This is a genomic window from Streptomyces sp. GL_141, from assembly GCF_057834385.1.
The window spans coordinates 4,687,977-4,710,929 of record NZ_CM174402.1 but is presented as its reverse complement, the minus strand read 5'-3'; the positions used below and the strand labels follow the sequence as shown (position 1 = coordinate 4,710,929).

At 71.9% G+C, this 22,953-nt stretch carries 22 protein-coding genes; 10 read left to right on the top strand and 12 right to left on the bottom strand.

Annotated features, from left to right (window positions below; translation table 11 throughout):
- Positions 1-15 precede the first annotated feature (15 nt).
- Positions 16-1,200, top strand: a complete 1,185-nt coding sequence (locus tag AC3IX6_RS20780; protein ID WP_489363454.1) for an MFS transporter — start codon at positions 16-18, stop codon at positions 1,198-1,200.
- Positions 1,201-1,243: 43 nt separating this feature from the next.
- Here AC3IX6_RS20780 and AC3IX6_RS20775 read toward each other — a convergent pair whose 3' ends face one another.
- The 4 genes from AC3IX6_RS20775 to AC3IX6_RS20760 form a co-directional block, all read right to left on the bottom strand.
- Positions 1,244-1,687, bottom strand: a complete 444-nt coding sequence (locus tag AC3IX6_RS20775) for a hypothetical protein (protein ID WP_489363452.1) — start codon at positions 1,685-1,687, stop codon at positions 1,244-1,246.
- Complete coding sequence (locus tag AC3IX6_RS20770) at positions 1,684-1,980, bottom strand: hypothetical protein (RefSeq protein ID WP_489363450.1); 297 nt, start codon at positions 1,978-1,980, stop codon at positions 1,684-1,686. The genes AC3IX6_RS20775 and AC3IX6_RS20770 overlap by 4 nt, the downstream gene beginning before the upstream one ends.
- 56 nt (positions 1,981-2,036) lie before the next feature.
- Positions 2,037-4,508, bottom strand: coding sequence for a cation-translocating P-type ATPase (locus AC3IX6_RS20765; RefSeq protein WP_489363448.1), 2,472 nt, complete (start codon positions 4,506-4,508; stop codon positions 2,037-2,039).
- 199 nt (positions 4,509-4,707) lie between these two features.
- Entirely contained in the window at positions 4,708-5,013 is a 306-nt protein-coding gene (locus tag AC3IX6_RS20760) for a DUF2530 domain-containing protein (protein ID WP_489363446.1), read from the bottom strand.
- 136 nt (positions 5,014-5,149) lie between these two features.
- Here AC3IX6_RS20760 and AC3IX6_RS20755 point away from each other — a divergent pair, with 136 nt between their 5' ends.
- On the top strand, positions 5,150-6,556 hold the full coding sequence (locus AC3IX6_RS20755) for an NCS2 family permease (RefSeq protein ID WP_489363444.1): 1,407 nt from the start codon (positions 5,150-5,152) through the stop codon (positions 6,554-6,556).
- Between the two features lie 22 nt (positions 6,557-6,578).
- Here the strand turns inward: AC3IX6_RS20755 and AC3IX6_RS20750 are convergent, their stop codons facing one another.
- Positions 6,579-6,761 carry a hypothetical protein gene (locus tag AC3IX6_RS20750; RefSeq protein ID WP_030156886.1) on the bottom strand — a complete coding sequence of 61 codons (183 nt, stop codon included), beginning with the start codon at positions 6,759-6,761 and terminating at the stop codon, positions 6,579-6,581.
- A gap of 119 nt (positions 6,762-6,880) precedes the next feature.
- On the opposite strand from AC3IX6_RS20750, the gene AC3IX6_RS20745 reads away from it, so the two are divergent.
- From AC3IX6_RS20745 to thpR, 3 genes are all read left to right on the top strand, one after another.
- On the top strand, positions 6,881-7,318 hold the full coding sequence (locus AC3IX6_RS20745; protein WP_214954723.1) for a MarR family winged helix-turn-helix transcriptional regulator: 438 nt from the start codon (positions 6,881-6,883) through the stop codon (positions 7,316-7,318).
- 25 nt (positions 7,319-7,343) lie between these two features.
- On the top strand, positions 7,344-8,720 hold the full coding sequence (locus AC3IX6_RS20740; RefSeq protein WP_489363441.1) for an MFS transporter: 1,377 nt from the start codon (positions 7,344-7,346) through the stop codon (positions 8,718-8,720).
- Positions 8,721-8,896: 176 nt separating this feature from the next.
- Positions 8,897-9,487 carry an RNA 2',3'-cyclic phosphodiesterase gene (gene thpR, locus AC3IX6_RS20735; protein ID WP_489363439.1) on the top strand — a complete coding sequence of 197 codons (591 nt, stop codon included), beginning with the start codon at positions 8,897-8,899 and terminating at the stop codon, positions 9,485-9,487.
- Positions 9,488-9,619: 132 nt separating this feature from the next.
- Here the strand turns inward: thpR and AC3IX6_RS20730 are convergent, their stop codons facing one another.
- Together AC3IX6_RS20730 and AC3IX6_RS20725 are read right to left on the bottom strand one after the other, a co-directional pair.
- Positions 9,620-10,609 (bottom strand): aldo/keto reductase, encoded by a 990-nt coding sequence (locus AC3IX6_RS20730; protein WP_489363437.1) that lies wholly within the window; start codon positions 10,607-10,609, stop codon positions 9,620-9,622.
- Positions 10,610-10,668: 59 nt separating this feature from the next.
- Positions 10,669-11,361 carry a GDSL-type esterase/lipase family protein gene (locus AC3IX6_RS20725; RefSeq protein ID WP_489363435.1) on the bottom strand — a complete coding sequence of 231 codons (693 nt, stop codon included), beginning with the start codon at positions 11,359-11,361 and terminating at the stop codon, positions 10,669-10,671.
- Between the two features lie 76 nt (positions 11,362-11,437).
- Here AC3IX6_RS20725 and AC3IX6_RS20720 point away from each other — a divergent pair, with 76 nt between their 5' ends.
- Positions 11,438-12,457, top strand: a complete 1,020-nt coding sequence (locus AC3IX6_RS20720; RefSeq protein WP_489363434.1) for a WD40 repeat domain-containing protein — start codon at positions 11,438-11,440, stop codon at positions 12,455-12,457.
- A 237-nt stretch (positions 12,458-12,694) separates the two neighbouring features.
- Here AC3IX6_RS20720 and AC3IX6_RS20715 read toward each other — a convergent pair whose 3' ends face one another.
- The 5 genes from AC3IX6_RS20715 to AC3IX6_RS20695 all read right to left on the bottom strand — a co-directional run bounded on the left by AC3IX6_RS20715 (position 12,695) and on the right by AC3IX6_RS20695 (position 18,782).
- The gene (locus AC3IX6_RS20715; protein ID WP_489363432.1) at positions 12,695-14,197 is read right to left on the bottom strand and encodes an SPFH domain-containing protein; all 1,503 of its coding nucleotides are present in this window, start codon (positions 14,195-14,197) and stop codon (positions 12,695-12,697) included.
- A 127-nt stretch (positions 14,198-14,324) separates the two neighbouring features.
- Complete coding sequence (locus AC3IX6_RS20710) at positions 14,325-14,543, bottom strand: hypothetical protein (RefSeq protein ID WP_266878693.1); 219 nt, start codon at positions 14,541-14,543, stop codon at positions 14,325-14,327.
- A 17-nt stretch (positions 14,544-14,560) separates the two neighbouring features.
- A complete protein-coding gene (locus AC3IX6_RS20705; protein ID WP_489363430.1) occupies positions 14,561-15,880 on the bottom strand; it encodes an ABC transporter ATP-binding protein in 1,320 nt (439 codons plus the stop codon).
- A 37-nt stretch (positions 15,881-15,917) separates the two neighbouring features.
- On the bottom strand, positions 15,918-17,660 hold the full coding sequence (locus AC3IX6_RS20700; RefSeq protein ID WP_489363428.1) for an ABC transporter permease: 1,743 nt from the start codon (positions 17,658-17,660) through the stop codon (positions 15,918-15,920).
- A gap of 213 nt (positions 17,661-17,873) precedes the next feature.
- Positions 17,874-18,782: a DUF3027 domain-containing protein gene (locus AC3IX6_RS20695; protein ID WP_489363427.1), complete on the bottom strand. Its 909-nt coding sequence runs from the start codon at positions 18,780-18,782 to the stop codon at positions 17,874-17,876.
- A gap of 337 nt (positions 18,783-19,119) precedes the next feature.
- Here AC3IX6_RS20695 and AC3IX6_RS20690 point away from each other — a divergent pair, with 337 nt between their 5' ends.
- The 4 genes from AC3IX6_RS20690 (at position 19,120) to AC3IX6_RS20675 (ending at position 22,923) form a co-directional block, all read left to right on the top strand.
- Positions 19,120-20,502 carry an MFS transporter gene (locus AC3IX6_RS20690; RefSeq protein WP_489363426.1) on the top strand — a complete coding sequence of 461 codons (1,383 nt, stop codon included), beginning with the start codon at positions 19,120-19,122 and terminating at the stop codon, positions 20,500-20,502.
- A 276-nt stretch (positions 20,503-20,778) separates the two neighbouring features.
- Positions 20,779-21,264, top strand: coding sequence for a DUF2771 domain-containing protein (locus AC3IX6_RS20685; protein ID WP_399384704.1), 486 nt, complete (start codon positions 20,779-20,781; stop codon positions 21,262-21,264).
- A 13-nt stretch (positions 21,265-21,277) separates the two neighbouring features.
- Positions 21,278-22,048 carry a futalosine hydrolase gene (locus AC3IX6_RS20680; protein ID WP_489363424.1) on the top strand — a complete coding sequence of 257 codons (771 nt, stop codon included), beginning with the start codon at positions 21,278-21,280 and terminating at the stop codon, positions 22,046-22,048.
- Positions 22,045-22,923: a 1,4-dihydroxy-6-naphtoate synthase gene (locus AC3IX6_RS20675; RefSeq protein ID WP_489363423.1), complete on the top strand. Its 879-nt coding sequence runs from the start codon at positions 22,045-22,047 to the stop codon at positions 22,921-22,923. Before AC3IX6_RS20680 ends, AC3IX6_RS20675 begins: the two co-directional genes overlap by 4 nt.
- Positions 22,924-22,953 lie beyond the last annotated feature (30 nt).

Genomic DNA, 22,953 nt, shown 5'->3' with positions numbered 1-22,953 from the left:
CCGCAGGCTCGTGCCATGCCCTCCTCCTTCCGCGGTCTCCCGCCCCTCGTCTGGACCCTCTTCGCCGGTTCGATCGTCAACCGGCTCGGCTACCTCGTCACCCCGTTCCTGGTCTTCCTCCTCGCCGACCGGGGCATCACCGGCTCCGACATCTCCTTCGTGCTCGGCGCCCTGGGCGCCGGCCACCTGCTCGGCCCGGCCGTCGGCGGGCTCCTCGCCGACCGGATCGGCCGCCGCCCGACCATGCTGATCGGGCTGATCGGCTCCGCCATCGCCCAGGGCGCGCTGTTCCTGTCCCCGGGGCTCTGGACCCTGGCCGCGTCGGCGCTGCTCCTCAGCACCGCCGGGGCCACCGTCCCGCCCGCCGCCTTCGCCCTGCTGGCCGACGCCGTGGACACCGGCTGGCGGCAGAAGGCGTACGCCCTGTTCAACTGGGGCGTCAACATCGGCACGGCCATCGCCGGCGTCCTCGGCGGCTTCCTCGCCGCGCACGGGTACTGGCTGCTCTTCGCCGTCGACGCCGGTACGGCCCTGGTCTACGCGATCGTGGTCGCGACCCGGCTGCGCGAACCGGCCCGCACCGCTCCGGCCAAGGCCACGGGCCTGGGCTACGGGGTGGTCCTGCGCGACCGGCTGCTGCTCCTGCTGCTCCCCCTGCTCGGGATCCAGCTGTTCGTGTACTCCCTGACCGAGGTGGCGCTGCCGCTGGCCGTCCGCGACAGCGGGCTCTCGCCGGCCGTGTACGGGGCCCTGGCGGCGGTCAATGCCGTCCTGGTGGTGGCCCTGCAGCCGTTCGTGACGGCCCGGCTGTCCGGACTGCCGCAGCTGCCGGTGCAGGCTGCGGGCAGCGCCCTGATCGCCGCCGGGGTGGCGCTGACCGGGCTCGCGGACTCCGTCACCGGATACGTGGTCTCGGTGGTCGTCTGGTCGCTCGGCGAGGTGGCCGTGGCCGGCATCGCGGCCTCGCTGGTGGCCGACCTGGCTCCGGCCGACGCCCGGGGCCGTTACCAGGGGGCCTTCAGCTGGACCTGGGGCCTCGCCCGCTTCTCCGCCCTCACGGCGGGCGTCGCCCTGTACACCGGGGTCGGCGCGGCCGCCCTGTGGTGGGGCGCCCTGGTCGTCGGCCTGCTCGCCGCGGCGGCGACCCTGGGCCTGCGCGGCCGGATCATGGTCCGTACGGAGCACGCGCTGGCGGCCTGAAGGGCCCAGGTCCACCAGGTCGCGACGCCCAGCACGGCACCGGCTAGACGGATTCGATCCGGATGCGGTGGGCGCCGAGCAGGCGCTTCATGTCGTCCAGGTCAGAGGTGAGGACATTGACCATGTCGCCCTGCCGTGATGCGATGACGGCGATCGACGCCAGCACCGCGTCAATCGCGTACTTGTGACCGTGCAGGCCCGCCTCCCTCAGGAGGGAGCGGGCCGTCGCAATGATCTCGTCATCGGTATGCACGATGTCGATGCTCGACAGGAACCAGTCCCACGCCTGCTGACGGACACCGGCCCGGGGGTCCCACGCCTCCAGCGTCGTGAGCGACGAGGTGACCACGCGCATCTCGCGGTGGGGCGCTCGCCTGATCATGCCCCGTACCTCGCGATCACCTCGGGCGGCCTTTGACAGCGCTTCGGCGTCGAGTACGAGGATCCGTGGCTGCGAAATCGACCCCGGTGCGGTGCGCGGCGTCATGCGGCCGCCTTCCTCTCGAGCGGGTCCACCTCGCCCTCGTGTCCACCTTCGCCTCTACCTGCGTGCCAGGCGTCCATGGCATCCAGACGGGCGTCCGCGGCACGGAGCTCCTCATCGGTGAGCGGCCCGTACTCCTCGTCCAAGAGGTCCGACAGCCCGCGCAGCTTGTCCATGGCCACCTTGTGCTCCACAGCGGCGGTCACGTACGCGGAAACGCCGCGCTCGTCCACCGACGCCTTGATGTATTCCAGCACCTCGTCAGGCAAGGTGATCGTGACCTTCTTAGTTGCCATAAACCGAGTATGGCCACGGCTCGCGGGCGCTGTCATCACCCACAAGGGTCAAACTGCTACGCCGGGAACCTCCGGTCCACCCACCGGAAGGTGAACTCGATGAGGGTGGCCGCGACGGCCGCGATGCCCACGGCGGTCCACGGCATCACGGCGCCCTCCAGCTTCAGCTGGAAGAAGTCCTGGAGCCAGGGCACGACGAGCACGATCAGGAACGCCCCGCCCATCGCGCCGACCAGGCCGACCCGCCACCAGGTGTAGGGACGGGCGATGATCGCCAGCACCCACATCGAGGTCAGGAACAGCGCGAGCGTCGCGGCGCTGGTCTCGGCCTTGAGGGCGTCGGGGCCGGAGTAGTAGTGGCGGGCGATCACGTACGTGACGAAGCAGGCGACGGCGGCGATGACCCCGCCCGGGATCGCGTACCGCATCACGCGTTTCACGAAGTGCGGCTTGGCCCGCTCCTTGTTGGGCGCCAGCGCCAGGAAGAAGGCCGGGATGCCGATGGTCAGCGTGGACAGCAGCGTCAGGTGGCGCGGCAGGAACGGGTACTCGACCTGGGAGCAGACCACCAGGACGGCCAGCAGCACCGAGTAGACCGTCTTCGTGAGGAAGAGGGTGGCGACGCGGGTGATGTTGCCGATGACCCGGCGGCCTTCGGCGACCACCGAGGGCAGGGTGGAGAAGCTGTTGTTGAGCAGGACGATCTGCGCGACCGCCCGGGTGGCCTCCGAGCCGGAGCCCATGCTGACGCCGATGTCGGCGTCCTTGAGCGCGAGCACGTCGTTGACCCCGTCGCCGGTCATCGCGACCGTGTGGCCCCGGGACTGGAGGGCGGCGACCATGTCGCGCTTCTGCTGCGGGGTGACCCGCCCGAAGACGGCGTTCCCGTCGAGGACCTCGGCCATCTCCCCCTGATCGGTGGGGAGCGTGCGCGCGTCCACGGTGTTCTCGGCGCCGGGCAGGCCCAGCTTCCCGGCGACCGCGCCGACCGAGACGGCGTTGTCCCCGGAGATGACCTTGGCCTTGACGTCCTGGTCCTCGAAGTAGCGCAGGGTGTCGGCGGCGTCGGGGCGCAGCCGCTGCTCCAGGACGACGAGGGCGGTCGGCTTGACCCCGGTGGCCACGGCCGGGTCGTCGAGTTCACCGGCGGCCCGCCCCAGCAGGAGGACCCGCAGGCCCTGCTCGTTGAGCTCGTTGATCTCCTCCAGGGCCGGGTCCCCGGCCGGGAGCAGCACGTCGGGGGCGCCGAGCAGCCAGGTGTTGTTCTCGCCGTCTCCCTCGCTGAAGCTGGCGCCGCTGTACTTGCGGGCGGAGGAGAACGGCAGCGATTCGGTGCAGCGCCACTCGGCGCTGTCGGGGTAGGCGTCGATGATCGCCTGGAGGCTGGCGTTGGGGCGCGGGTCGCTCTCGCCGAGCGCGCCGAGCACCTTCTTGACGTACGCGGCGTCCGCGCCGCCGAGCGGGCGGCACTCGGTGACGTCCATGCCGCCCTCGGTGAGGGTGCCGGTCTTGTCGAGGCAGACCACGTCCACGCGGGCGAGCCCCTCGATGGCGGGCAGCTCCTGGACCAGGCACTGCTTGCGGCCGAGCCGGATGACGCCGATGGCGAAGGCGACGGAGGTCAGGAGGACGAGGCCTTCGGGGATCATCGGGACGATGCCGCCGACGGTGCGGGCGATGGCGTCCTTGAGGTTGTTGTCCTTGACGATCAGCTGGCTGATGATCAGGCCGACGGAGGTCGGGATCATCATCCAGGTGACGTACTTGAGGATGGTGGAGATGCCGGAGCGCAGCTCGGAGTGGACGAGCGTGAAGCGGGAGGCCTCTTCGGCGAGCTGGGCGGCGTAGGCCTCGCGGCCGACCTTGGTGGCGGTGAAGGCGCCGCCGCCGGCGACGACGAACGAGCCGGACATGACCGGGTCGCCGGGCTTCTTCAGGACGGGGTCGGCCTCGCCGGTGAGGAGGGATTCGTCGATCTCCAGGCCGTCGGCCTCGCCGACGAGCCCGTCCACGACGACCTTGTCGCCGGGGCCGAGCTCGATGACGTCGTCGAGGACGATCTCGGAGGTGGAGATCTCGGCGGTGCGGCCGTCGCGGCGGACGCTGGGTTTGGCCTCGCCGATGACGGCGAGGCCGTCGAGGGTCTTCTTGGCGCGCATCTCCTGGATGATGCCGATGCCGGTGTTCGCGATGATCACGAAGCCGAAGAGGCTGTCCTGGATCGGCGCGACGAAGAACATGATCACCCAGAGGACGCCGATGATGGCGTTGAAGCGGGTGAAGACGTTGCCGCGGACGATCTCGGACGTGGAGCGGCTGCTGCGGACGGGGACGTCGTTGACGGCTCCGCGGGCGACGCGCTCGGCGACTTCGGCCGTGGTCAGCCCGGCCGGCTTGAACCGGGGTGCGGGCGGCCGGACCGGGTGTACGGGATCGAGCTCGGCCCCCGCGTCGATGGCGGTCCCGGCGGGGGCGGCGCTGGCGCGCGGCTCCGGTCCCTCTGATTCGATCTGTGCCCGCTCCGTCATGGTTTCGACGGTAAAGGGGGATCCAACGGTTCACCCGCCGAAAAGTCCGAAGATCCGACTTCGGGATGAGCCGAATCCTCCCCTGGTAGCCCTTCCGCAGGAGAAATCCGGCCTCGTCGGCGTTCGCCTCGTCCAGCCCCGCCGGCGTTTGAGGCGCGGGGGCCCGGGGGCGGAGCCCCCGGCAACGGCGCCGCGCGGTCTAGCCCGCCTGGGCGGACGGGCCCGACCGGTCGGATCCGTTCGGCGCAGCCGCGGCCAGCTCGGCCGCATGCCGCTTCAGAGCGGCATCGCGGCCGCGGACGTACCAGAGGCCGATCAGGCCGAGGACGCCGCCGACCGCGCAGGTCCAGACCCACCACAGCATGCCCCGGTCGGCGAACCACCCGTAGAAGGGGAGCTGGAAGAGGAAGAGGGCGAACCAGATGATCGTGCCGCCCGCGACGGTGCCGACGATCGGACCCTCGAGGGGCTCGGGGGCCTCGTGCTGCGCAGTCCATTTCGCCATGGGGACAAGTCTAGGCCGGTCGGCGGAGGGTCTACGCGCGGAGATAGACGGCCTCTCGTTCATGTGTTCATACTGAAACGGTTTGGGCTTGGCCCGTTTTCGCTGTATGAAACCACCACTGAGGACCAGGACCCCCATGAGCACGACGGCCCCTGTGGACCGCTATTTCAAGATCTCCGAGCGCGGCTCGACCATCGGCCGCGAGGTCCGCGGCGGCTTCGCCACCTTCTTCGCGATGGCCTACATCATCGTGCTGAACCCGATCATCCTGGGCAGCGCGAAGGACATGTACGGGAACCAGCTCGACGGCGGCCAGCTGGTCACCGCCACCGTGCTGACCGCCGCCTTCACCACCCTCCTCATGGGCGTGATCGGCAACGTCCCGATCGCGCTCGCGGCCGGGCTCGGCGTCAACACCGTCGTCGCCCTCCAGCTCGCCCCGCGCATGAGCTGGCCCGACGCCATGGGCATGGTGGTCCTGGCCGGCTTCGTGGTGATGCTGCTGGTCGCCACCGGCCTGCGCGAGCGGGTCATGAACGCCGTGCCGCTCGGCCTGCGCAAGGGCATCGCGATCGGCATCGGCCTGTTCATCCTGCTGATCGGCCTGGTCGACTCGGGCTTCGTCACCCGCATCCCGGACCTCGCGCACACCACGGTCCCGATCCAGCTCGGCAGCAACGGCCACCTGCACGGCTGGCCCGTCCTGATCTTCGTGGTGGGCGTCCTGCTGACGCTGACCCTGATCATCCGCAAGACCCCCGGCGCGATCCTGATCTCCATCGTGGCCATGACGGTCGCCGCCCTGGTGATCCAGCTGATCACCAAGCTCCCGGACGCCGCCTGGGGCCTGACCGTCCCGGAGTGGCCGGGCAACCCGGTGGCCGCCCCCGACTTCGGCCTCATCGGTCAGGTCAGCCTGTTCGGCGGCTTCGGCAAGGTCGGCATGCTGACCGGCATCCTGTTCGTCTTCACCGTGCTGCTGTCCTGCTTCTTCGACGCGATGGGCACCATCCTCGGCGTCGGCGACGAGGCGAAGCTGACGAAGCCCGACGGCTCCTTCCCCGGCATCAACCGGGTGCTGTTCGTGGACGGCATGGCCGTCGCCGCGGGCGGCGCCTCCTCCTCCTCTGCCACCACCTGCTTCGTGGAGTCCACGGCGGGCGTCGGCGAGGGGGCCAGGACGGGCCTGGCGAACATCGTGACGGGCGGCCTGTTCACCGTGTCGCTGTTCCTCACGCCGCTCGCCACGATGGTCCCCTCGCAGGCGGCCACCCCGGCTCTCGTCGCGGTCGGCTTCCTGATCATGGCCGGCTCGGTCAGGGACATCGACTGGAACGACTTCACCATCGCCGTCCCGGCCTTCCTGGCCATGGTGATGATGCCGTTCACGTACTCGATCACCAACGGCATCGGCATCGGCTTCGTGGCCTTCTCCGTGCTGCGGCTGGCGACCGGCCGGGGCCGCGAGGTCCCGGTGGCCATGTACGTCGTGTCGGCGGTCTTCGTCTTCTACTACGCGATGCCTGCCCTGGGCCTCACGTAAGGCGGCCTCACGTAAGGCGGCCTCACGTCAGGCCGTAGAACTTCTCCGTCTCGTCGACGGCCGCCTTGAAGCGTTCGTCGAAATCGTCGCGAATGAGCGTCCGGACCACATAGTCCTGGACGCTCATTCCGCGTTTGGCGGCATGAGTCCGGAGCCTGTCGAGGAGCTCCCCGTCTATGCGCATGCTCAGCACATGTGTCCCCATGCCGAAAGAGTCGGGGCACAGGGCATGGACGCGTGTCACTTTCCGGAGCCGACTCACCCGTACGAGTGACACCAGTTAAGTGGTGTTCCTTAGGCAGAGTAATGAGTTACTCTAAAGACATGCATGACCTTTCCCATGGTGACGACGCAGCCGCCGTGAACGACCTCCGCTCCGCCGTCATGCGGCTGGGCCGGCGCCTCAAGCACCAGCGCGTCGACGAATCGCTGAGCCCGACCGAGATGTCGGTCCTGGGCACCCTCGCCCGCTGCGGCCAGGCCACCCCCGGTGAGCTGGCCCGCCGCGAGCACGTGCAGCCGCCGTCCATGACGCGCATCGTCGCGTTGCTGGAAGCCAAGGGACTGGTCACGCTGGAACCGCACCCCGACGACCGCCGCCAAAAGGTGGTCCGCCAGACGGAGGAGGCCGAAGCGATGCTCGAAGAGAGCCGTCGCAAGCGCAACGCCTTCCTCGCCGGGCTCGCGGCCGAGCTGACCGAGGACGAATGGGCGAAGCTGCGCGAAGCCGCGCCCGTCCTGGACAAGCTCGCGCACCTATAGGAACGACGCCAGGAGGCGAACCCTTTTGAGTACGGGACCCGGAGCAGACTCCGCCCCCGGCCACACACCCACCACTACGCGCACGCCGGGCACAAAGAACGCCAAGAACGTCAAGAACTCCAAGAACTCCAAGAACTCGATGTTCAGCTCGCTGAAGATCCGGAACTACCGGCTCTTCGCCTCGGGCCAGGCCGTCTCGAACACCGGCACCTGGATGCAGCGCATCGCCCAGGACTGGCTCGTCCTGTCGCTGACCGGATCCGCCTCCGCGGTCGGCATCACCATCGCGCTGCAGTTCCTGCCGATGATGCTGTTCGGGCTCTACGGCGGCGTACTCGCCGACCGGCTCCCCAAGCGGCCGCTGCTGCTCTGCACGCAGGCCGCCATGGGCCTCACCGGCCTCGCGCTCGGTGTCCTCACCCTCGCCGGTCACGTCAACGTCTGGCACGTCTACCTCGCCGCCTTCCTCCTCGGCCTGGTCACCGTCGTGGACAACCCGGCCCGCCAGACCTTCGTCTCCGAGATGGTCGGCAAGGACCAGGTCGCCAACGCGGTCAGCCTGAACTCCGCCAACTTCCAGTCCGCGCGACTGGTCGGCCCGGCCATCGCCGGCGTCCTCATCACCGCCGTCGGCTCCGGCTGGGCCTTCCTTCTCAACGGCCTGTCCTTCGCGGCGCCGATCGCGGCCCTGCTGCTGATGCGGACCCGCGACCTGCACCAGGTCGAGGTCCAGCCCCGCGCCAAGGGCCAGCTCCGGGAAGGCCTGCGGTACGTCGCCGGACGGCCCGAGCTGATCTGGCCGATCGTGCTCGTCGGATTCATCGGCACCTTCGGCTTCAACTTCCCGATCTGGCTGTCGGCCTTCGTCAGCAAGGTCTTCCACGGCGACGCGGGCACCTACGGGCTCTTCAACACCCTGATCGCGGCGGGCTCCCTGGTGGGCGCGCTGCTGGCGGCCCGCCGGGGCCTCTCCCGCCTGCGGCTGCTGGTCGCGGCGGCGGTGCTCTTCTCCGTCCTCCTGCTGGTGACGGCCTTCGCACCGAGCTTCTGGCTGTTCGCGGCCCTCCTCGTGCCCATCGGGGTCTTCGGCCTGACGGTGAACGTCACCGCCAACTCCAGCGTCCAGATGGCCACCGACCCCGAGATGCGGGGCCGGGTGATGGCCCTGTTCATGATGGTCTTCACCGGCGGCACCCCGATCGGGGCCCCGCTGGTCGGATGGGTCACGGACACCTACGGCGCACGGATCGGCATGGCCGCGGGCGGGATCGTCTCGCTGGCCGCCGCCGTCACGATCGGCCTCGTCCTCTCGCGCATCGGCAACCTCCGCCTCAGCGTGAACCGCCACGGCGTCACCTTCGTCCCCTCGGACCGCCGCCGCCAGCTGGTCGCGGCGGCGTAACGCCTCACACGCCGGCGGAGCTGGATTGCCCGGAGGGCAATTTCAGCTCCGCCGGCGTTCACGTGCGGGCCGGCGCCGCCCGAATCCAGCCCCTCCGGCGTTTGAGGAGCAGGGGGCCCGGGGACTGGTCCCCGGCAACGGCGCCGCACGGCCGCTCCCTGGCTAGGCTCGGCACCATGAGACTGTTCGCAGCCGTCATCCCGCCCGAGGCGGCCATCTCGGAACTGGCCGGGGCCGTCCGCGGCCTCCACGACGACCGCCTGCGCTGGACCGCGGAAGCGGGCTGGCACTTCACGCTCGCCTTCATGGGCGAGGTGCGGGAGGAGCTGCTCCCCGAGCTCCACGCGCGGCTGGCCCGCGCCGCGGCGCGGAGCGCGCCCTTCCCGCTCCGGATCCACGGCTCCGGCCACTTCGGCCACCGCGCCCTGTGGGCCGGTGCCGCCGGGGACCTCGACGCCCTGCGCATGCTCGCCGAGCGCGCCGACGCCGCCGCCCGGCGCTCCGGGGTGCCGATGGACCAGCACCACCGCTACACCCCCCACCTCACCCTGGGCCGGCTCCGCGACGAGCGGGACGACGTCCGCCCGTACTGCGCGGCCCTCGCCTCCTTCGAGGGCACCGGCTGGCAGGTCGGCGAGCTCAGCCTGGTCCGCAGCAACCTGCCCGACTCCGGCGTCCCCGGCGAACAGCCCCGCTACGAGGTCGTCGGCTCCTGGGAACTGGGAGAGCCCGCCCCTCCGTCCGAAGGGCGGGCCCGTTCGCGTTAGGCTCGACGGGTGGATCCCAAGACCAGAAACCGCGTCATGGCCGGTGTGCTCGTACTGATGTTCGTCGTGGTGGCGGTGGCCGCCGCAGTGGGCCAGTAGGCCCGCAGGCCCCCGGCCCCGTAGCGCGGCGGCCTACCAGGCGAACGCCTCCGGAGCCGGCCCCGGCCCCGGGAAGACCTCGTCCAGTCCCGCCAGCACCTCCGGCGACAGCTCCAGCTCCACCGCCCGCAGCGCGGACGCGAGCTGCTCCGGCGTACGCGGTCCGACGATCGGGCCCGTGACCCCGGGACGCGTCAGCAGCCAGGCCAGGGCCACCTCGCCGGGCTCCAGGCCGTGCTTGTCCAGCAGGTCCTCGTACGCCTGCACCTGCGCCCGTACGGAACTGTTCGCGAGCGCGTCCGCCGAGCGGCCGGTCGCCGTGCGCCCCGACTCCGACGCCTTGCGGATGGCCCCGCCCAGCAGCCCGCCGTGCAGCGGGGACCACGGGATGACGCCGAGCCCGTACGCCTCGGCCGCCGGGATGATCTCCAGCTCCGCCCGCCGCTCGGCGAGGTTGTAGAGGCACTGCTCGCTGACCAGGCCGAGCCGGCCCGAGCGCGCCGCGGCCTCGTTGGCCTGCGCGATCTTCCAGCCGGGGAAGTTCGAGGAGCCGGCGTAGAGGACCTTGCCCTGCTGGATCAGGACCTCGACGGCCTGCCAGATCTCCTCGAAGGGCGTCAGCCGGTCCACGTGGTGGAACTGGTAGATGTCGATGTAGTCGGTGTTCAGGCGCTTGAGGCTGGCGTCGACGGCCCGCCGGATGTTCAGCGCCGACAGGCGGTCGTAGTTGGGCCACGGGTCACCCTCGGCGGCCATGCTCCCGTAGACCTTGGTGGCGAGGACCGTCTTCTCCCGGCGGCCGCCGCCCTGGCCGAACCAGGTACCGATGATCTCCTCGGTACGGCCCTTGTTCGCGCCCCACCCGTACACGTTGGCCGTGTCGAAGTAGTTGATACCGGCGTCGAGGGCCGTGTCCATGAGGGCGTGGCTCTCCGGCTCGCCCGTCTGGGGGCCGAAGTTCATGGTGCCGAGGACAAGTCGGCTGACCTTGAGACCGGTGCGTCCGAGCTGCGTGTACTCCATGGGCCACTAGCCAACTGCCTGGAGTGCGCTCGAAGCAAGACCCGCTCGTGAAGGGCGTGTTACGTGTCCTGTCGGGGCCGGTAGGGGCCGCCCAGGCCCCAGGCCTGGTGGAGCACCGCCGCGAACTCACCCGCGAGGCGGTGCTCGCCGGAGGCGTTGGGGTGCGTGCCGTCGTAGGTGTCCCGGTCGATCTCGTACGCCTCCGGGCGCGCGGCCAGCAGGATCGGCGAGGCCGGGGTCGACAGGTCGGCCACGGCCTTGGCGAGCAGCTCGTTGAAGAGCTCGACCTGTTGTGCGAAGGGCGCGTCGTCCCGGGCCCGGACGTTGGGTATGACGGGCAGCAGGACCATCCGTATCCCGGGCCGGGCGGCGCGGGCCTCCGCGATGAACCGGCGGGCGTTCTCGGCGGTGCCCTCGGCGGCGGTGTAGAAGCCCAGGTCGATCAGCCCGAGGGAGACCAGCAGCACGTCGGCCCCGCAGGAGCGGACGGCGGGCCCGATGAGCGGGGCCATGTGCTGCCAGCCCTCGCCCCAGCCGGCCAGGTGGCGGCGGGCGTCGGCGGGGAAGCCCGGGTCGGCGTAGGCCTCGCTGGTCGGCGCGTCCGCGAGGGCGTCGTAGAGGCCGCTGCGCGGGCCGACGATCTCGTACGGGCCGCCGAAGGTGGTGTCGAGGTGCTGCCACATCCGATAGCGCCAGGTGTAGTCGCCGGCGCATCCGACGGTCATGGAATCCCCGACGAACATGAAATGCATCCGGTCATCTTCGCGGATCACCGGGCCGCGGCCCCTGTGATGCCGGACACGCGGGGCGGGCTGGCAGGGTAGGGGGATGCGCCCGCACCTGCTGCCCCTGACCGCCGCCGCCGCCGCTGCCCTCGTGCTGATGCCCTCGGTGGCCGCCGCCGGGTCCGCCGCCGCCGCGTCCGCCGCGTCCGGGTTCACGATCACCGACCCGCGGATCACGGAGTCGAGCGGGCTCGCGGCCAGCCGGATCCACCCCGGCGTCTACTGGACGCACAACGACAGCGACGACGGCCCGTACGTGTACGCCGTGGACTCCGCGACCGGGAAGACCGTCGCGCGGATCACCCTGACCGGCATCGGCAAACCCCGGGACATCGAGGGGATCTCGCTGGGCCCGGACGGGCGGCTCTACGTCGGCGACATCGGGGACAACCTGAACGGCTCCTGGAACCACGTGTGGATCTACCGCTTCGCCGAGCCCAAGACGCTCGGGGACGCCACGCTCAAGGCCGAGCAGTTCACCGTGAAGTACGCCGACGGGCCGCGGAACGCGGAGGCGCTGATGGTGCATCCGGTGACGGGGCGGGTGTACATCGCCAGCAAGGACGAAAAGGCCGGCGGGCTCTACGAGGGCCCGGAGGCGCTGTCCGCCTCCGGCACGAACACCTTCCGGCGGATCGGGGACGTCCCCTGGGTCACGGACGGGGCGTTCTCCCCGGACGGGGGGCGGCTCGCGCTGCGGGGCTACTTGTGGGCGAAGACGTACCCGTGGAAGGACGGGCGGCCGGCCGGGGACGGGGAGGCGGTGGCCGCGCCGTGGCAGGGGCAGGCGGAGTCCGTGACGTACACGGCGGACGGGTCGACGCTGATGTTCGGGGCGGAGGGGGCCGACAGCCGGGTCGTCGCCGTCCCGGTGGCGGGCGCCGCGAAGCCCTCGGCCTCGACCTCGGCCTCCGGCCCCGGCTCCGCCGCTCCCGCGCCTTCGCCGGGCGCGCCCGGTGCCCCCGAGGGCGGGAGCTTCACGAAGGGCGCGCTCGTCCTGGTCGCTGCCCTCGCCCTCACCCTGGCCGCGAAGCGGCTCCTCCGCCGCCGCCCCAAGGCCTGACCCTCCGGGTCGGGGCCCGGGTCCGGGTGCGCGTGGGTGGGCCCTGCGGGGCTGGGTCCCCTACCCGCCCTTCCACCATCCCCCGGACTCCGTCCGGGGGGACCCCCAGCCGGGCTCCGCCCGGACCCGTCCTGGGGCTCCGCCCCAGACCCCGGTCCTCAAACGCCGGACGGCTGAAATGGCGCTCCGCGCCATCCAGCCCACACCGGACCCGGGAACGGCGCCGCGTCGCTGCGATCAGGCTCCCTGGATCGGGATCTGGTGGGAGGTCGCGGGAGAGGATCCATTGGCCGGGGCTTCCGCCGGAGGTGTCGGCTGGGACATCGTCGACAGGAGTTGGCGGGCCAGGCCCAGGCCCGTGCCGCCCATCGTCAGAGCCTTCGCGAACATCTCCGACATGCCCTCCGCCCCGTTGAGGAGGATCATGTGCTCGACGTTGCCGAAGGCACCCGCCCCCGCCTCCACGATCGCCGGCCAGTTCTCGGCGAGCTGCTGCGCGACCACCGCCTCCTGGTTCTCCGCCAGCGCGGCGGCCCGCGCCTTGATGGCCGTCGCCTCCGCGAGGCCCTTCGCCTTGGCGGACTCCGCCTGCGCCAGACCGTTCGCCTGGGCCGACGCCGCCTCCGCGAGGCCCTTGGCCTGGGTCGCCGCCGCCTCCGCCTCACCGGTCGCGCGGGTGGCCGTCGCCGCGGCCAGGCCCCGTGCCTCCGTGGCCTTCGCGTCGGCCGCCGCGGCCGTCGTCACCCGGGTCGCCTCGGCCGCGGCCGCCAGCTCCGTCTCCTTCGCCTTGGCCTGCGCCGCCGAGATCCGCGCGTCGCGGTCCGCCTCGGCCCGGGTCCGGGTCTCGTACGCCGCCGCGTCCGCCGGCTTGCGCACGTCCGCCTGGAGCTGCTGCTCGCGCCGCTGCGCCTCCAGCTCCGCCACCCGGGTCTCCTGGACCACGACCTCCTGCCGCGCCGCCGCCTCCGACAGCGGTCCCGCCTGCCGGGCCGTCGCGGCCGCCTTGTCCCGTTCGGCCTGGTAGCCGGCCTGGAGGATCTCGCTGTCCCGGGTGGCCTCCGACATCCGCGCGAAGGCAGCCTGTTCGGCCTCGGTGGCCCGCAGGTTGGCGTCCGCCTGGGCGATCCGCGCGTCCCGCTGGACGGCCGCCGCGTGCGGCATCGCCAGGTTCTTGATGTAGCCCGTCGGGTCCTCGATCTCGTGGATCTGGAGGGAGTCGACGATCAGGCCGAGCTTCTCCATCTCCGTGCCGCACGCCGCCCGGGTCTGCCCGGTCAGCTTCTCCCGGTCGCGGATCATGTCCTCGACCGTCAGGCCGCCGACGATGGACCGCAGATGACCGGCGAAGACGATGTGCACCCGCTCGGGCATCATCTTCTGCTGGTCCAGGAAGCGGCGGGCCGCGTTGGCGATGGACACGAAGTCGTCGCCGATCTTGAAGATGACCACGCCCTTGACCCGCAGCGGAATGCCCTGGTGGGTCACGCAGTCCACGTTCAGCTGGGTCTCGTTGAGGTCCAGCGACAGCTTGCGCACGGCCTGTACGCCGGGCATCACCATCGTTCCCCGCCCGGTGACGATGCGGAAGCCCATGCCCTCCGCGATGCCCTCGGTCTTGTGCGCGGAGCCGGAGATGACCAGCGCCTCGTTGGGCTCGGCCACCCGCCACATGAGCTTGAACAGGCCGATCACGGCCGCGATCGCACCCACGACAATCCCTGCCAGTACGCCGACAGACATCGGCAACTCCCCCTCGTACGCGGCGGCGTTCGCCACCGGGAAGGCGAGTGTGCGCCCGCGTCAAGGCGGCGTGAAGACGGCTGCCGCATCTTGTCGCCATCTTGATACGAGAGGGCGCGGCCCCTGGTCAGTCGCCGTACGCGGCCATCACGTAGACCGTCCGCGGCGGCAGGTACTCGACCACCGTGACCACCGTCCCGACCGCCAGCCGGCCCGTCCCCGGCGCCGGGTGCGCGAGGAAGTGCTCGGCTCCGCCCCGGATGCGCACGATGACCTCGCCGACCAGCCCCGGCCCGACCGTTCCGGTGACCCGGCCGTCCAGTCCCACCATGTCCGATTCCCCCATGCACCGAGCGTACGGGGCTATCCCCGTGCGGGATCCTCGTCGAGCCGGTATTCCTCGCCGTCCGCGTGATAGCCGTACAGCTCCCCGTAGCGGCCCCAGTCCGTCGCCGTCTCCAGCTGCTGCTCCAGCTGCTCGCTCGTGTAGTGGTGCGAGAGCAGGTCGCGGAAGAATCCGGCCCGCTGCGTGCCGCCCCGCGAGCGCTGCAGGGTGGTGTGGATCAGGTGGACCAGCGGAACCTCCATGGCCCCCTGCGCGAACAGCTCCTTCGACTCCTGTACGTCGGCCCCCGCGAAGGCGGTGCCGCGCGCGGTCAGCACCAGGTGCAGGTCCCGTACCTCGGCCAGGCCCAGCAGTTCCAGCCCGTCCACCTGGGGCAGTACGTCGTCCACCTCCAGGCCCAGTTCCTCGGCGAGGTCGGCGAGGTCCACGCTGCCGTCGCCGGTGCCCCGCTGGAGCACGATCTCGGCGAGGCCCGCCATCCCGTCGACGCTGGCCGCCGGGAGCGGAGTGTTGGCCGGGGTGCGCTTGGCCGGCGGGGCCGCGGCCGGGGTCTTGGCGGTGCGGCCGGTCATCACCGCGTACACGGCGTCCACGATCCGCTCGAAGTCGGCGGCGCTGCGGTCCCGGGGGCGGGCCAGGTCCACCGCGAAGGTCTCCTTGATGGTTCCGTAGGGCCGCGAGCCCAGCACCACCACCCGGTCGGCCATCAGCACCGCCTCCTCGATGTTGTGCGTGACCAGCACCACCGCCTTGGCGGGGAAGCGGTCGGAGGCCCACAGCTCCATCAGCTCACCGCGCAGGTTCTCGGCGGTGAGCACGTCCAGGGCGGAGAACGGCTCGTCCATCATCAGCACGTCCGGCTCCACGACCAGGGCCCGGGCGAAGCCGACGCGCTGGCGCATCCCGCCGCTGAGCTCCTTCGGGTAGGCCGACTCGAAGCCGTCCAGGCCGATCAGGTCGATGGCCTCCACCGCCTGCCGGGCCCGCGCCTCGCGGTCCATGCCCTTGGCCTCCAGGCCCAGTTCCACGTTCTGCTGCACCGTCAGCCAGGGCAGCAGCGCGAAGGTCTGGAACACCATCGCGGTGCCCGGGTTCGCCCCGCGCAGCTCCTCGCCCCGGTAGGTGACCGAGCCGGAGCTGGCGGGGATCAGCCCGGCGAGGCAGCGCAGCAGGGTGGACTTGCCGCTGCCGGACTTCCCGAGGAGGGCGACGATCTCGCCCTCGCGGATCTCCAGGTCGATGCCGCCGAGCACGGGCAGTTCCCCGTCGGCGCCGGCGTAGGACTTGGTGAGGGCGGCTGCCTGGAGGATCGTGGTCGCGGTCGGGATCGCGGTCATCGGGGCGGGCTCCTCGGATCGGTCGGGCGGGCGGGCTTCAGAGGGAGTAGCGGCGCTCCGCGAGCCGGTACAGGGGCCGCCAGAACAGCCGGTTGAGGCCGACGACGTACATGCTCATGACGGCGATGCCGGCGATCAGCTTCGGGAAGTCCCCGGCCTCGGTGGCGTGGAAGATGTACGCGCCCAGGCCGGTCGCGGACAGGGTCGTCCCGGCGAAGGTGACGACCTCGCCGACGATGGAGGCGTTCCAGGCGCCGCCCGAGGCGGTGATGCCGCCGGTGACGTACGAGGGGAACACGGCCGGGATGATCAGGCGCTTCCAGCGTTGGAGCCCGCGGACGCCGAGGTCGTCCATGGCCTCCTTGAGGTCCGAGGGGATGGCCATGGCTCCGGCGATGGCGTTGAAGAGGATGTACCACTGCGCGCCCAGGGCCATCAGCAGGATGCAGCCGATGTTGATGTTCAGCCCGGTCCTGAGGAAGAACCAGACGGCCACCGGGAAGAGCAGGTTGGCGGGGAAGCTCGCCAGGACCTGCACCACCGGCTGGGCGATCTTCGTGAGCCGGGGCGAGGAGCCGATCCACACGCCCACGGGCACCCACACGACGGTGGCGGCGGCGACGAGCACGATCACCCGGACGAAGGTGATCAGCCCGAGCAGCAGCGGCTCCCCGAACACCCCGAGTCCGGTTTCGCGCTGGAGGTAGCGCACCAGGTCGTACAGGCCCCACAGGATGACGGCTCCGGCGACGACGGTGAAGACCACGTCGCCGGTCCGGCGGCGGGCCGGGTCCACGGACAGCGCCATGTCGTCACGGCCCAGTACGCGGGCGGCCCGGCCGGTGGCGTCGCGGGCGGGGGCGGTGGCGCGGCCGAGCAGCCGGGGCCAGTGGGAGCGGCGCAGGAAGTCCAGTACGTAGCTGCGCTGGATGTCGGTGGACTCCGACTGCTCGTTCTTGTACTTCTCCGCCCAGGCGGTGAGGGGCCGCCAGAAGAAGAAGTTGACGGTGACGATGGTGACGGTCATCGCGAGGATGACCCAGCCGACCTTCCCGAGGTCCCCCTCGCCGATCGCCGTGCCCGCGTACGAGCCGAGGCCGGGGACGGCGTACTCCTGCCCGGAGACGGAGACGGCCTCGGAGGCGACGAGCATGAACCAGCCGCCGGCGAAGCTCATCATGCCGTTCCACACCAGGTCGATGACCCCGGCGGGGACCTCCACGCGCCAGAAGCGCATCCAGCGGGTGAAGCCGAACGAGCGGGAGACCTCGTCGAGTTCGCGGGGCAGGGAGGTCAGGGTGGCGTAGAACCCGAAGGTCATGTTCCAGGCCTGCGAGGTGAAGATGGCGAAGATGACGGCGCATTCGAGGCCGAGGAGCGAGCCGGGGAACAGGGCGACGAAGAAGGTGACGAGGACCGAGAGGAAGCCGAGGACGGGGACGGACTGGAGGATGTCCAGGGCCGGGATCAGCACCCGTTCCAGGCGGCGGCTGCGCGCGGCGGCGTAGGCGTAGCCGAAGGTGAAGACCACGGAGGCGATCAGCGCGATGAACATCCGCAGGACGCTGCGGGCGGCGTAGTACGGGAGCTTCGCCGGGTCCGTGTCCACGTCGGGGACGTCGGCGGGGTCGAAGTTGACCGTGGTGCCCTTGCCGACCTGGAGGATCGCGTACCCGAGCACGAGGAAGGCCGCCGCCACGGCGAAGTCCACCCAGGACAGGCGGGTACGGGTGGGGGCCGCCTGGCCGGTGTGGGTCTCGGGGCGCGCGGAGGTCTTCATCCCGCCCAGCGGATCACGCCTGACGGCCCGTCGCCCTCCGGGCCACCCAACCGGGCGAGGTCACGGGGCCGGACCGGACCGGCGGGGACGTGCCCTGCGGGGCTGTCCCCTACCCGCCCTTCGCCCGTTCCCTGGGGCTCAGCCCCAGACCCCGCTCCGCAAACGCCGGAGGGGCTGGATGTGGCCGCGGCTGGATCGGCCGCGGCCGGCCCGCTACGAGTGGCCGAGGTCCGGGGCCAGCTCGTCCGCCGTCGGGACCGAACCCGTGTCCGCGGACGGGCGGAGGTGGAACTCGTCCGAGGCCATCGAGTCCAGGACGGGCGGCGCCGGCCGCGGGGGCTTCGGCATGACCGCGGCTTCCGAGTGGCCGCCGCAGCCGTAGGACAGGGAGACCAGCCGGCCGTCGGCCGGTCCGAACTCGTTCGCGCAGATGCCGAAGGCCTGGCCCAGCGAGCCGCCGATCGCGACGAGGAAGCCGCAGGAGACGCACGAGGCCGGGGCCGCCTGCGCCATCGGGGTCTTCGCGCCGAAGGACTCGTCCCAGCGGTCGGCCGCGCTGTGCAGCCCGTAGCGGGAGAGGACGCGCGCCCGGCGCATGCCCAGTTCCTCCGCGACGGAGGTGATGGAGCCGCGTACGGGGACGACCGCGCGGTCGGTGACGTCGGCGTCCTCCGCCTCGACCAGTTCGGCCATCTCGGTGGACACCACCGAGTTCGGCGGCGGGGCGTCCTCGCCCGACCAGCCGGCCTCCAGGCGCAGGTCCTCGGCGTCCGTGGGGAGCAGGTCGCCCGGCCCCATGTCGCCCGGCCGCAGCCGCTCGCTCCACGGCACCCACTCGGGCGCGAGCAGTGCGTCCTCGCCCGGAAGCAGCACCGTTTCGTCGAGGGTGACGTTCTTCGCACGGGACGCACGCGTCACCGTCACGGCCCAGCGCCAGCCGCGGTAGCCGGGGTCCTTGCACTCGAAGAAGTGCGTGACGACCCGGTCACCTTCCGCGATGGCGGCGGTGTGCTCGCCCACCACTCCGGGGAAGGCGGCCTCTTCGGCCGCCGCTCGGGCGAGGTCTACCGCCTCGACGCACAGGCGGTCGGGGGTACGGCTTCGCGTCGTCGCAGCACTCACAGGTCTCGTTCTCTCCTACGCCGTCTCACGAGTGCGCCGTCCGTACTTGTCGTCCACAACGACCCGTCGGCTGTCCCTACGTAGCGCGGGCGGAGCGGACCAGGGGGCCGCGTCGACGTCCGCGCCCGATCGGGTTCCAGGGCGCACCTACCTGCGATCCATTCTGAGGGATCGCGAAGAGGCGCGCGGCCAGGAGCAACCGCCGGTGGCGCGCTACGCACGCTACCTCCTCCGGCGCCTTCGGCCCACATGCAAGGTCCGATTCGCGGACACCCACGGCCGACGCGTGCCCCGGCCGGGTCCCCGCGACGCGCCGGGAAGGGTCCCGGGGGGCCGAGTGGGGCACTATGGCCACGTGGCACCCGTACGGTCGTCCGATGACGGCTCGGGACCGGCCAGGCGGGCCGGCCGGGCCATCGGGCGTGCCCTGCACCTGCCGTTCACCGGTACGGCGCGCGGAATCCGGCGGGCCACGCACGCGCACGGCGCGGGCGAATCGGGCCTCGGCAAGCTGATCGAGCTGCACGCGATCAACGGCGCCGGTGATGTGATGATCACAGTCGCGCTGGCCTCCACCGTCTTCTTCTCCGTCCCCACGGACGAGGCACGCGGCCGAGTGGCCCTGTACCTCGCCATCACGATGGCCCCCTTCACCCTGCTGGCCCCGGTGATCGGCCCCCTGCTGGACCGGCTGCCGCACGGGCGGCGGGCCGCGATGGCCGGCGCGATGCTCACCCGGGCCCTGCTGGCCGTGATGATGTCGGGCGCGGTGGCCACGGGCGGCCTGGAGCTGTACCCGGCCGCCCTCGGGGTCCTCGTCGCCTCCAAGGCCTACGGGGTGGTCCGCAGCGCGGTGGTCCCCCGACTCCTCCCACCGGGGTTCTCCCTGGTCAAGGCGAACTCCCGGGTCACCCTGGCCGGTCTGCTGGCCACCGGCGCCGCCGCGCCCGTGGGTGCCGCCCTGCACACGATCGGTCCGCCGTGGCCGCTCTACGGGGCGTGCGCGATCTTCATCTGGGGCACCTTCGCGGCGTTCACGCTGCCGCACAAGGTCGACGAGGCGAAGGGCGAGCGCCGGGCCCGGCTCTCCACCCACGAGGCGCACTCGAAGCGGCCGGGGCTGCGGACGGTCAGCCGGCCGGTGCTCTGCGGGCTGCTGGCGAACGCCTCCATGCGCGGGCTGTCCGGGTTCCTGATCTTCTTCCTGGCGTTCCTGCTGCGCGAGCACCCGCTCGCCGGGCAGAGCGCGGCGGTGTCACTGGGCATCGTCGGCGTCTCGGCGGGCGTCGGCAACGCCTGCGGGACCGCCGTCGGGGCCTGGCTCCGGGCCCGCGCGCCCGAGGCGATCATCGCCGCCGTCCTGTCCCTGACCCTCGCGGTGGCCGTCCTCGCGGCGGTCTTCTTCAGCGGGGTGTTCATGGCCGTCCTGGGCGCGACGGCCGGCTTCTGCCAGGCCCTCGCGAAGCTCTCGCTGGACGCGATGATCCAGCGCGACGTGCCCGAGGCCGTCCGTACGTCGGCCTTCGCCCGCTCGGAGACCGTCCTCCAGGTGGCCTGGGTCCTGGGCGGCTCGATCGGCATCGCCCTCCCCCTGAACGGCGCCCTCGGCATGTCGGTGGCCGCGACGGTGGTCGCCCTGGGCACGGCGATGGCCCTGCGCGGGTTCCTGACGTCCCCTCGGCACCAACAGCACACGTCGTCACGCCCACGGGTGGCGTAGCCGCTGCCCTGCGGGGCCGTCCCCTACCCGCCCTTCCACCGTTCCCAGGGCGCTGCCCGGACCCGCGCCTCCAACGCCGGCGAGGCTGGGTTTGGCCGGCGCCGGCCTGCACGTGAACGCCCGGGGTTGGAAAATCCAGCCCTTCCGGCGTTTGAGGAGCGGGGTCCGGGGCGGAGCCCCGGAAGGCCCGGCGCAGCCGGGGGCGCTTGCGCCACGGCGCCGCACCACAGGACCCCGTGCAGCAAGGCACGCCACCCGCCCGATAGCCTTCGGCTCATGACCGCACCGCTTTTCTCGGGTAGGGCCCGCCGCAGCGTCGCGGCCCTCGGAGCCGTTTCCGCCGGCCTCCTCCTCCTCTCCGCCTGTGACAAGCCGACGCCGCTGGCGACCGTGACGGTCGGCACCTCGTCGGTGTCCGCCGAAGCCGCCTGCAGCGACGGCAAGGAGCTCACGGCCGACAAGGTCCAGGAGTGCTTCGCCGACCTCAAGCACGCCAAGAACATCGACTACGGCCGCGGCGACACGCTGCGCCTCGGTGTCGAGCCGGACGTCGTCGAGGACGGCAAGAAGTGGCAGGCGGTCCTCGACGGACAGCCGATCACCGAGCCCTCCTCGAACACCTACCGCAGCTTCCCCGGCGCCGACCTGTTCGCCACCGGCGGCCAGGGCGAGGCCCCGGCCTCCAAGAAGCTGAACATCGTCCAGGTCTCCGAGGACGGCAAGCCCCTCGCCGTCTGGGCCTTCAACGTCAAGCTCAAGTAGTCACGTCCCCACCATGCGCGCGCTCATCGTGACCGCGGTGACGGCGGAGGCCGACTCCGTCGTCCGAGGCCTGTCCGGTCCGGTCCCTCATCCGGACCACACCCCCGGCCCGGACCACGCCCCGGACCACGCCCCCGGTCCCGATCACGCTCCCGGGCCGCGCACCCTCCCCGGCGGTTACCTCATCCACCGCCGGGGAGCCTTCGACGTGCTGGTCGCCGGTGTCGGCCCGGCCGCCGCGGCCGCCGGTACGGCGACCGCCCTGGCGCTCGCGCCCGCCCCGGACGGCTACGGCCTCGTCGTCTCCGCCGGCATCGGCGGCGGGTTCGCGCCCGCCGCCCCGATCGGCTCCCTCGTGGTCGCCGACGCGATCGTCGCCGCCGACCTGGGCGCCGAGACCCCGCAGGGGTTCCTGACCGTCACCGAACTGGGCTTCGGCCGCAGCGTGCACCTGCCTCCCGCAGAGCTCGCCGCGCGCGCCGCCGAGGCGACCGGGGCGCTGCTCGCGCCCGTCCTGACCGTCTCCACCGTCACCGGCACCGCCGCCCGTACGACCGCCCTCGCCGCCCGGCACCCGCTCGCCGGGGCCGAGGCGATGGAGGGCTTCGGGGTCGCGGAGGCCGCCGCCGCCCACGGGCTGCCCGTGCTGGAGGTCCGTGCCGTCTCCAACGCCGTGGGCCCGCGGGACCGCGACGCCTGGCGGATCGGCGAGGCGCTGACCGCGCTGGCCGACGGCTTCCGGGCACTGGGACCCGTACTCGCTTCCTGGGGAGGACCCTCATGACCGGAACCGACGCCGCCCGTGCACGGACGCCCGTGCCGCCCGTGCGGATCGCGTACTCGCCCTGCCCGAACGACACCTTCGTCTTCGACGCCTGGGCCCACGGCCGGATCCCCGGCGCGCCCGCCCTCGACGTCACCTTCGCCGACATCGACCTCACCAACGGCATGGCCGAGCGCGGCGAGCTCGACGTGCTGAAGGTGTCCTACGCCGTCCTGCCGTGGGTCCTGGAGGAGTACGCGCTGCTCCCCTGCGGCGGCGCGCTGGGTCGGGGCTGCGGACCGCTCGTGCTGACGCGGGAGCCGGGCCTGGACCTGACCGGCAAGACGGTCGCGGTCCCCAGCGAACGCTCCACCGCCTACCTGCTGTTCCGCCTGTGGGCCGCGGACGTGCTGCCCGAGGGCGTCGGCAAGGTGGTCGTGCTCCCCTTCCACGAGATCATGCCCGCCGTGCGCGACGGCCGGGTGGACGCCGGACTGGTCATCCACGAGGCCCGGTTCACCTACCGGGACTACGGACTGCACTGCCTGGCCGACATGGGCGAGCACTGGGAGTCCACGACCGGTCTGCCGATCCCGCTCGGCGCGATCATCGCCAAGCGCTCCCTGGGCGCGGACGCGCTGCGCGCCCTCGCCGAGTCCGCCCGCACCTCCGTCCGGATGGCCTGGGAGGACCCGGAGGCGTCCCGCCCCTACGTACGGGCGCACGCGCAGGAGCTGGACCCGGCCGTCGCCGACCAGCACATCGGGCTGTACGTCAACGAGTTCACCGCCGACCTCGGCGAAGCCGGCTACGCGGCGGTGCGCGGGCTGCTGACCCGGGCGGCCGCGGAGGGTCTCGTTCCGGCCATCGCAGCCGACGCGCTGGCCTTCCCGTAGACCCTTCCCCACAGGCATGACCGTGCCCCG

Coding starts and splice junctions, on each gene's coding strand:
- AC3IX6_RS20780 (WP_489363454.1), top strand. CDS start 16: ATGCCCTCCTCCTTCCGCGGTCTCCCGCCCCTCGTCTGGACCCTCTTC.
- AC3IX6_RS20775 (WP_489363452.1), bottom strand. CDS start 1,687: ATGACGCCGCGCACCGCACCGGGGTCGATTTCGCAGCCACGGATCCTC.
- AC3IX6_RS20770 (WP_489363450.1), bottom strand. CDS start 1,980: ATGGCAACTAAGAAGGTCACGATCACCTTGCCTGACGAGGTGCTGGAA.
- AC3IX6_RS20765 (WP_489363448.1), bottom strand. CDS start 4,508: ATGACGGAGCGGGCACAGATCGAATCAGAGGGACCGGAGCCGCGCGCC.
- AC3IX6_RS20760 (WP_489363446.1), bottom strand. CDS start 5,013: ATGGCGAAATGGACTGCGCAGCACGAGGCCCCCGAGCCCCTCGAGGGT.
- AC3IX6_RS20755 (WP_489363444.1), top strand. CDS start 5,150: ATGAGCACGACGGCCCCTGTGGACCGCTATTTCAAGATCTCCGAGCGC.
- AC3IX6_RS20750 (WP_030156886.1), bottom strand. CDS start 6,761: ATGGGGACACATGTGCTGAGCATGCGCATAGACGGGGAGCTCCTCGAC.
- AC3IX6_RS20745 (WP_214954723.1), top strand. CDS start 6,881: ATGCATGACCTTTCCCATGGTGACGACGCAGCCGCCGTGAACGACCTC.
- thpR (WP_489363439.1), top strand. CDS start 8,897: ATGAGACTGTTCGCAGCCGTCATCCCGCCCGAGGCGGCCATCTCGGAA.
- AC3IX6_RS20730 (WP_489363437.1), bottom strand. CDS start 10,609: ATGGAGTACACGCAGCTCGGACGCACCGGTCTCAAGGTCAGCCGACTT.
- AC3IX6_RS20725 (WP_489363435.1), bottom strand. CDS start 11,361: ATGCATTTCATGTTCGTCGGGGATTCCATGACCGTCGGATGCGCCGGC.
- AC3IX6_RS20720 (WP_489363434.1), top strand. CDS start 11,438: ATGCGCCCGCACCTGCTGCCCCTGACCGCCGCCGCCGCCGCTGCCCTC.
- AC3IX6_RS20715 (WP_489363432.1), bottom strand. CDS start 14,197: ATGTCTGTCGGCGTACTGGCAGGGATTGTCGTGGGTGCGATCGCGGCC.
- AC3IX6_RS20710 (WP_266878693.1), bottom strand. CDS start 14,543: ATGGGGGAATCGGACATGGTGGGACTGGACGGCCGGGTCACCGGAACG.
- AC3IX6_RS20705 (WP_489363430.1), bottom strand. CDS start 15,880: ATGACCGCGATCCCGACCGCGACCACGATCCTCCAGGCAGCCGCCCTC.
- AC3IX6_RS20700 (WP_489363428.1), bottom strand. CDS start 17,660: ATGAAGACCTCCGCGCGCCCCGAGACCCACACCGGCCAGGCGGCCCCC.
- AC3IX6_RS20685 (WP_399384704.1), top strand. CDS start 20,779: ATGACCGCACCGCTTTTCTCGGGTAGGGCCCGCCGCAGCGTCGCGGCC.
- AC3IX6_RS20680 (WP_489363424.1), top strand. CDS start 21,278: ATGCGCGCGCTCATCGTGACCGCGGTGACGGCGGAGGCCGACTCCGTC.
- AC3IX6_RS20675 (WP_489363423.1), top strand. CDS start 22,045: ATGACCGGAACCGACGCCGCCCGTGCACGGACGCCCGTGCCGCCCGTG.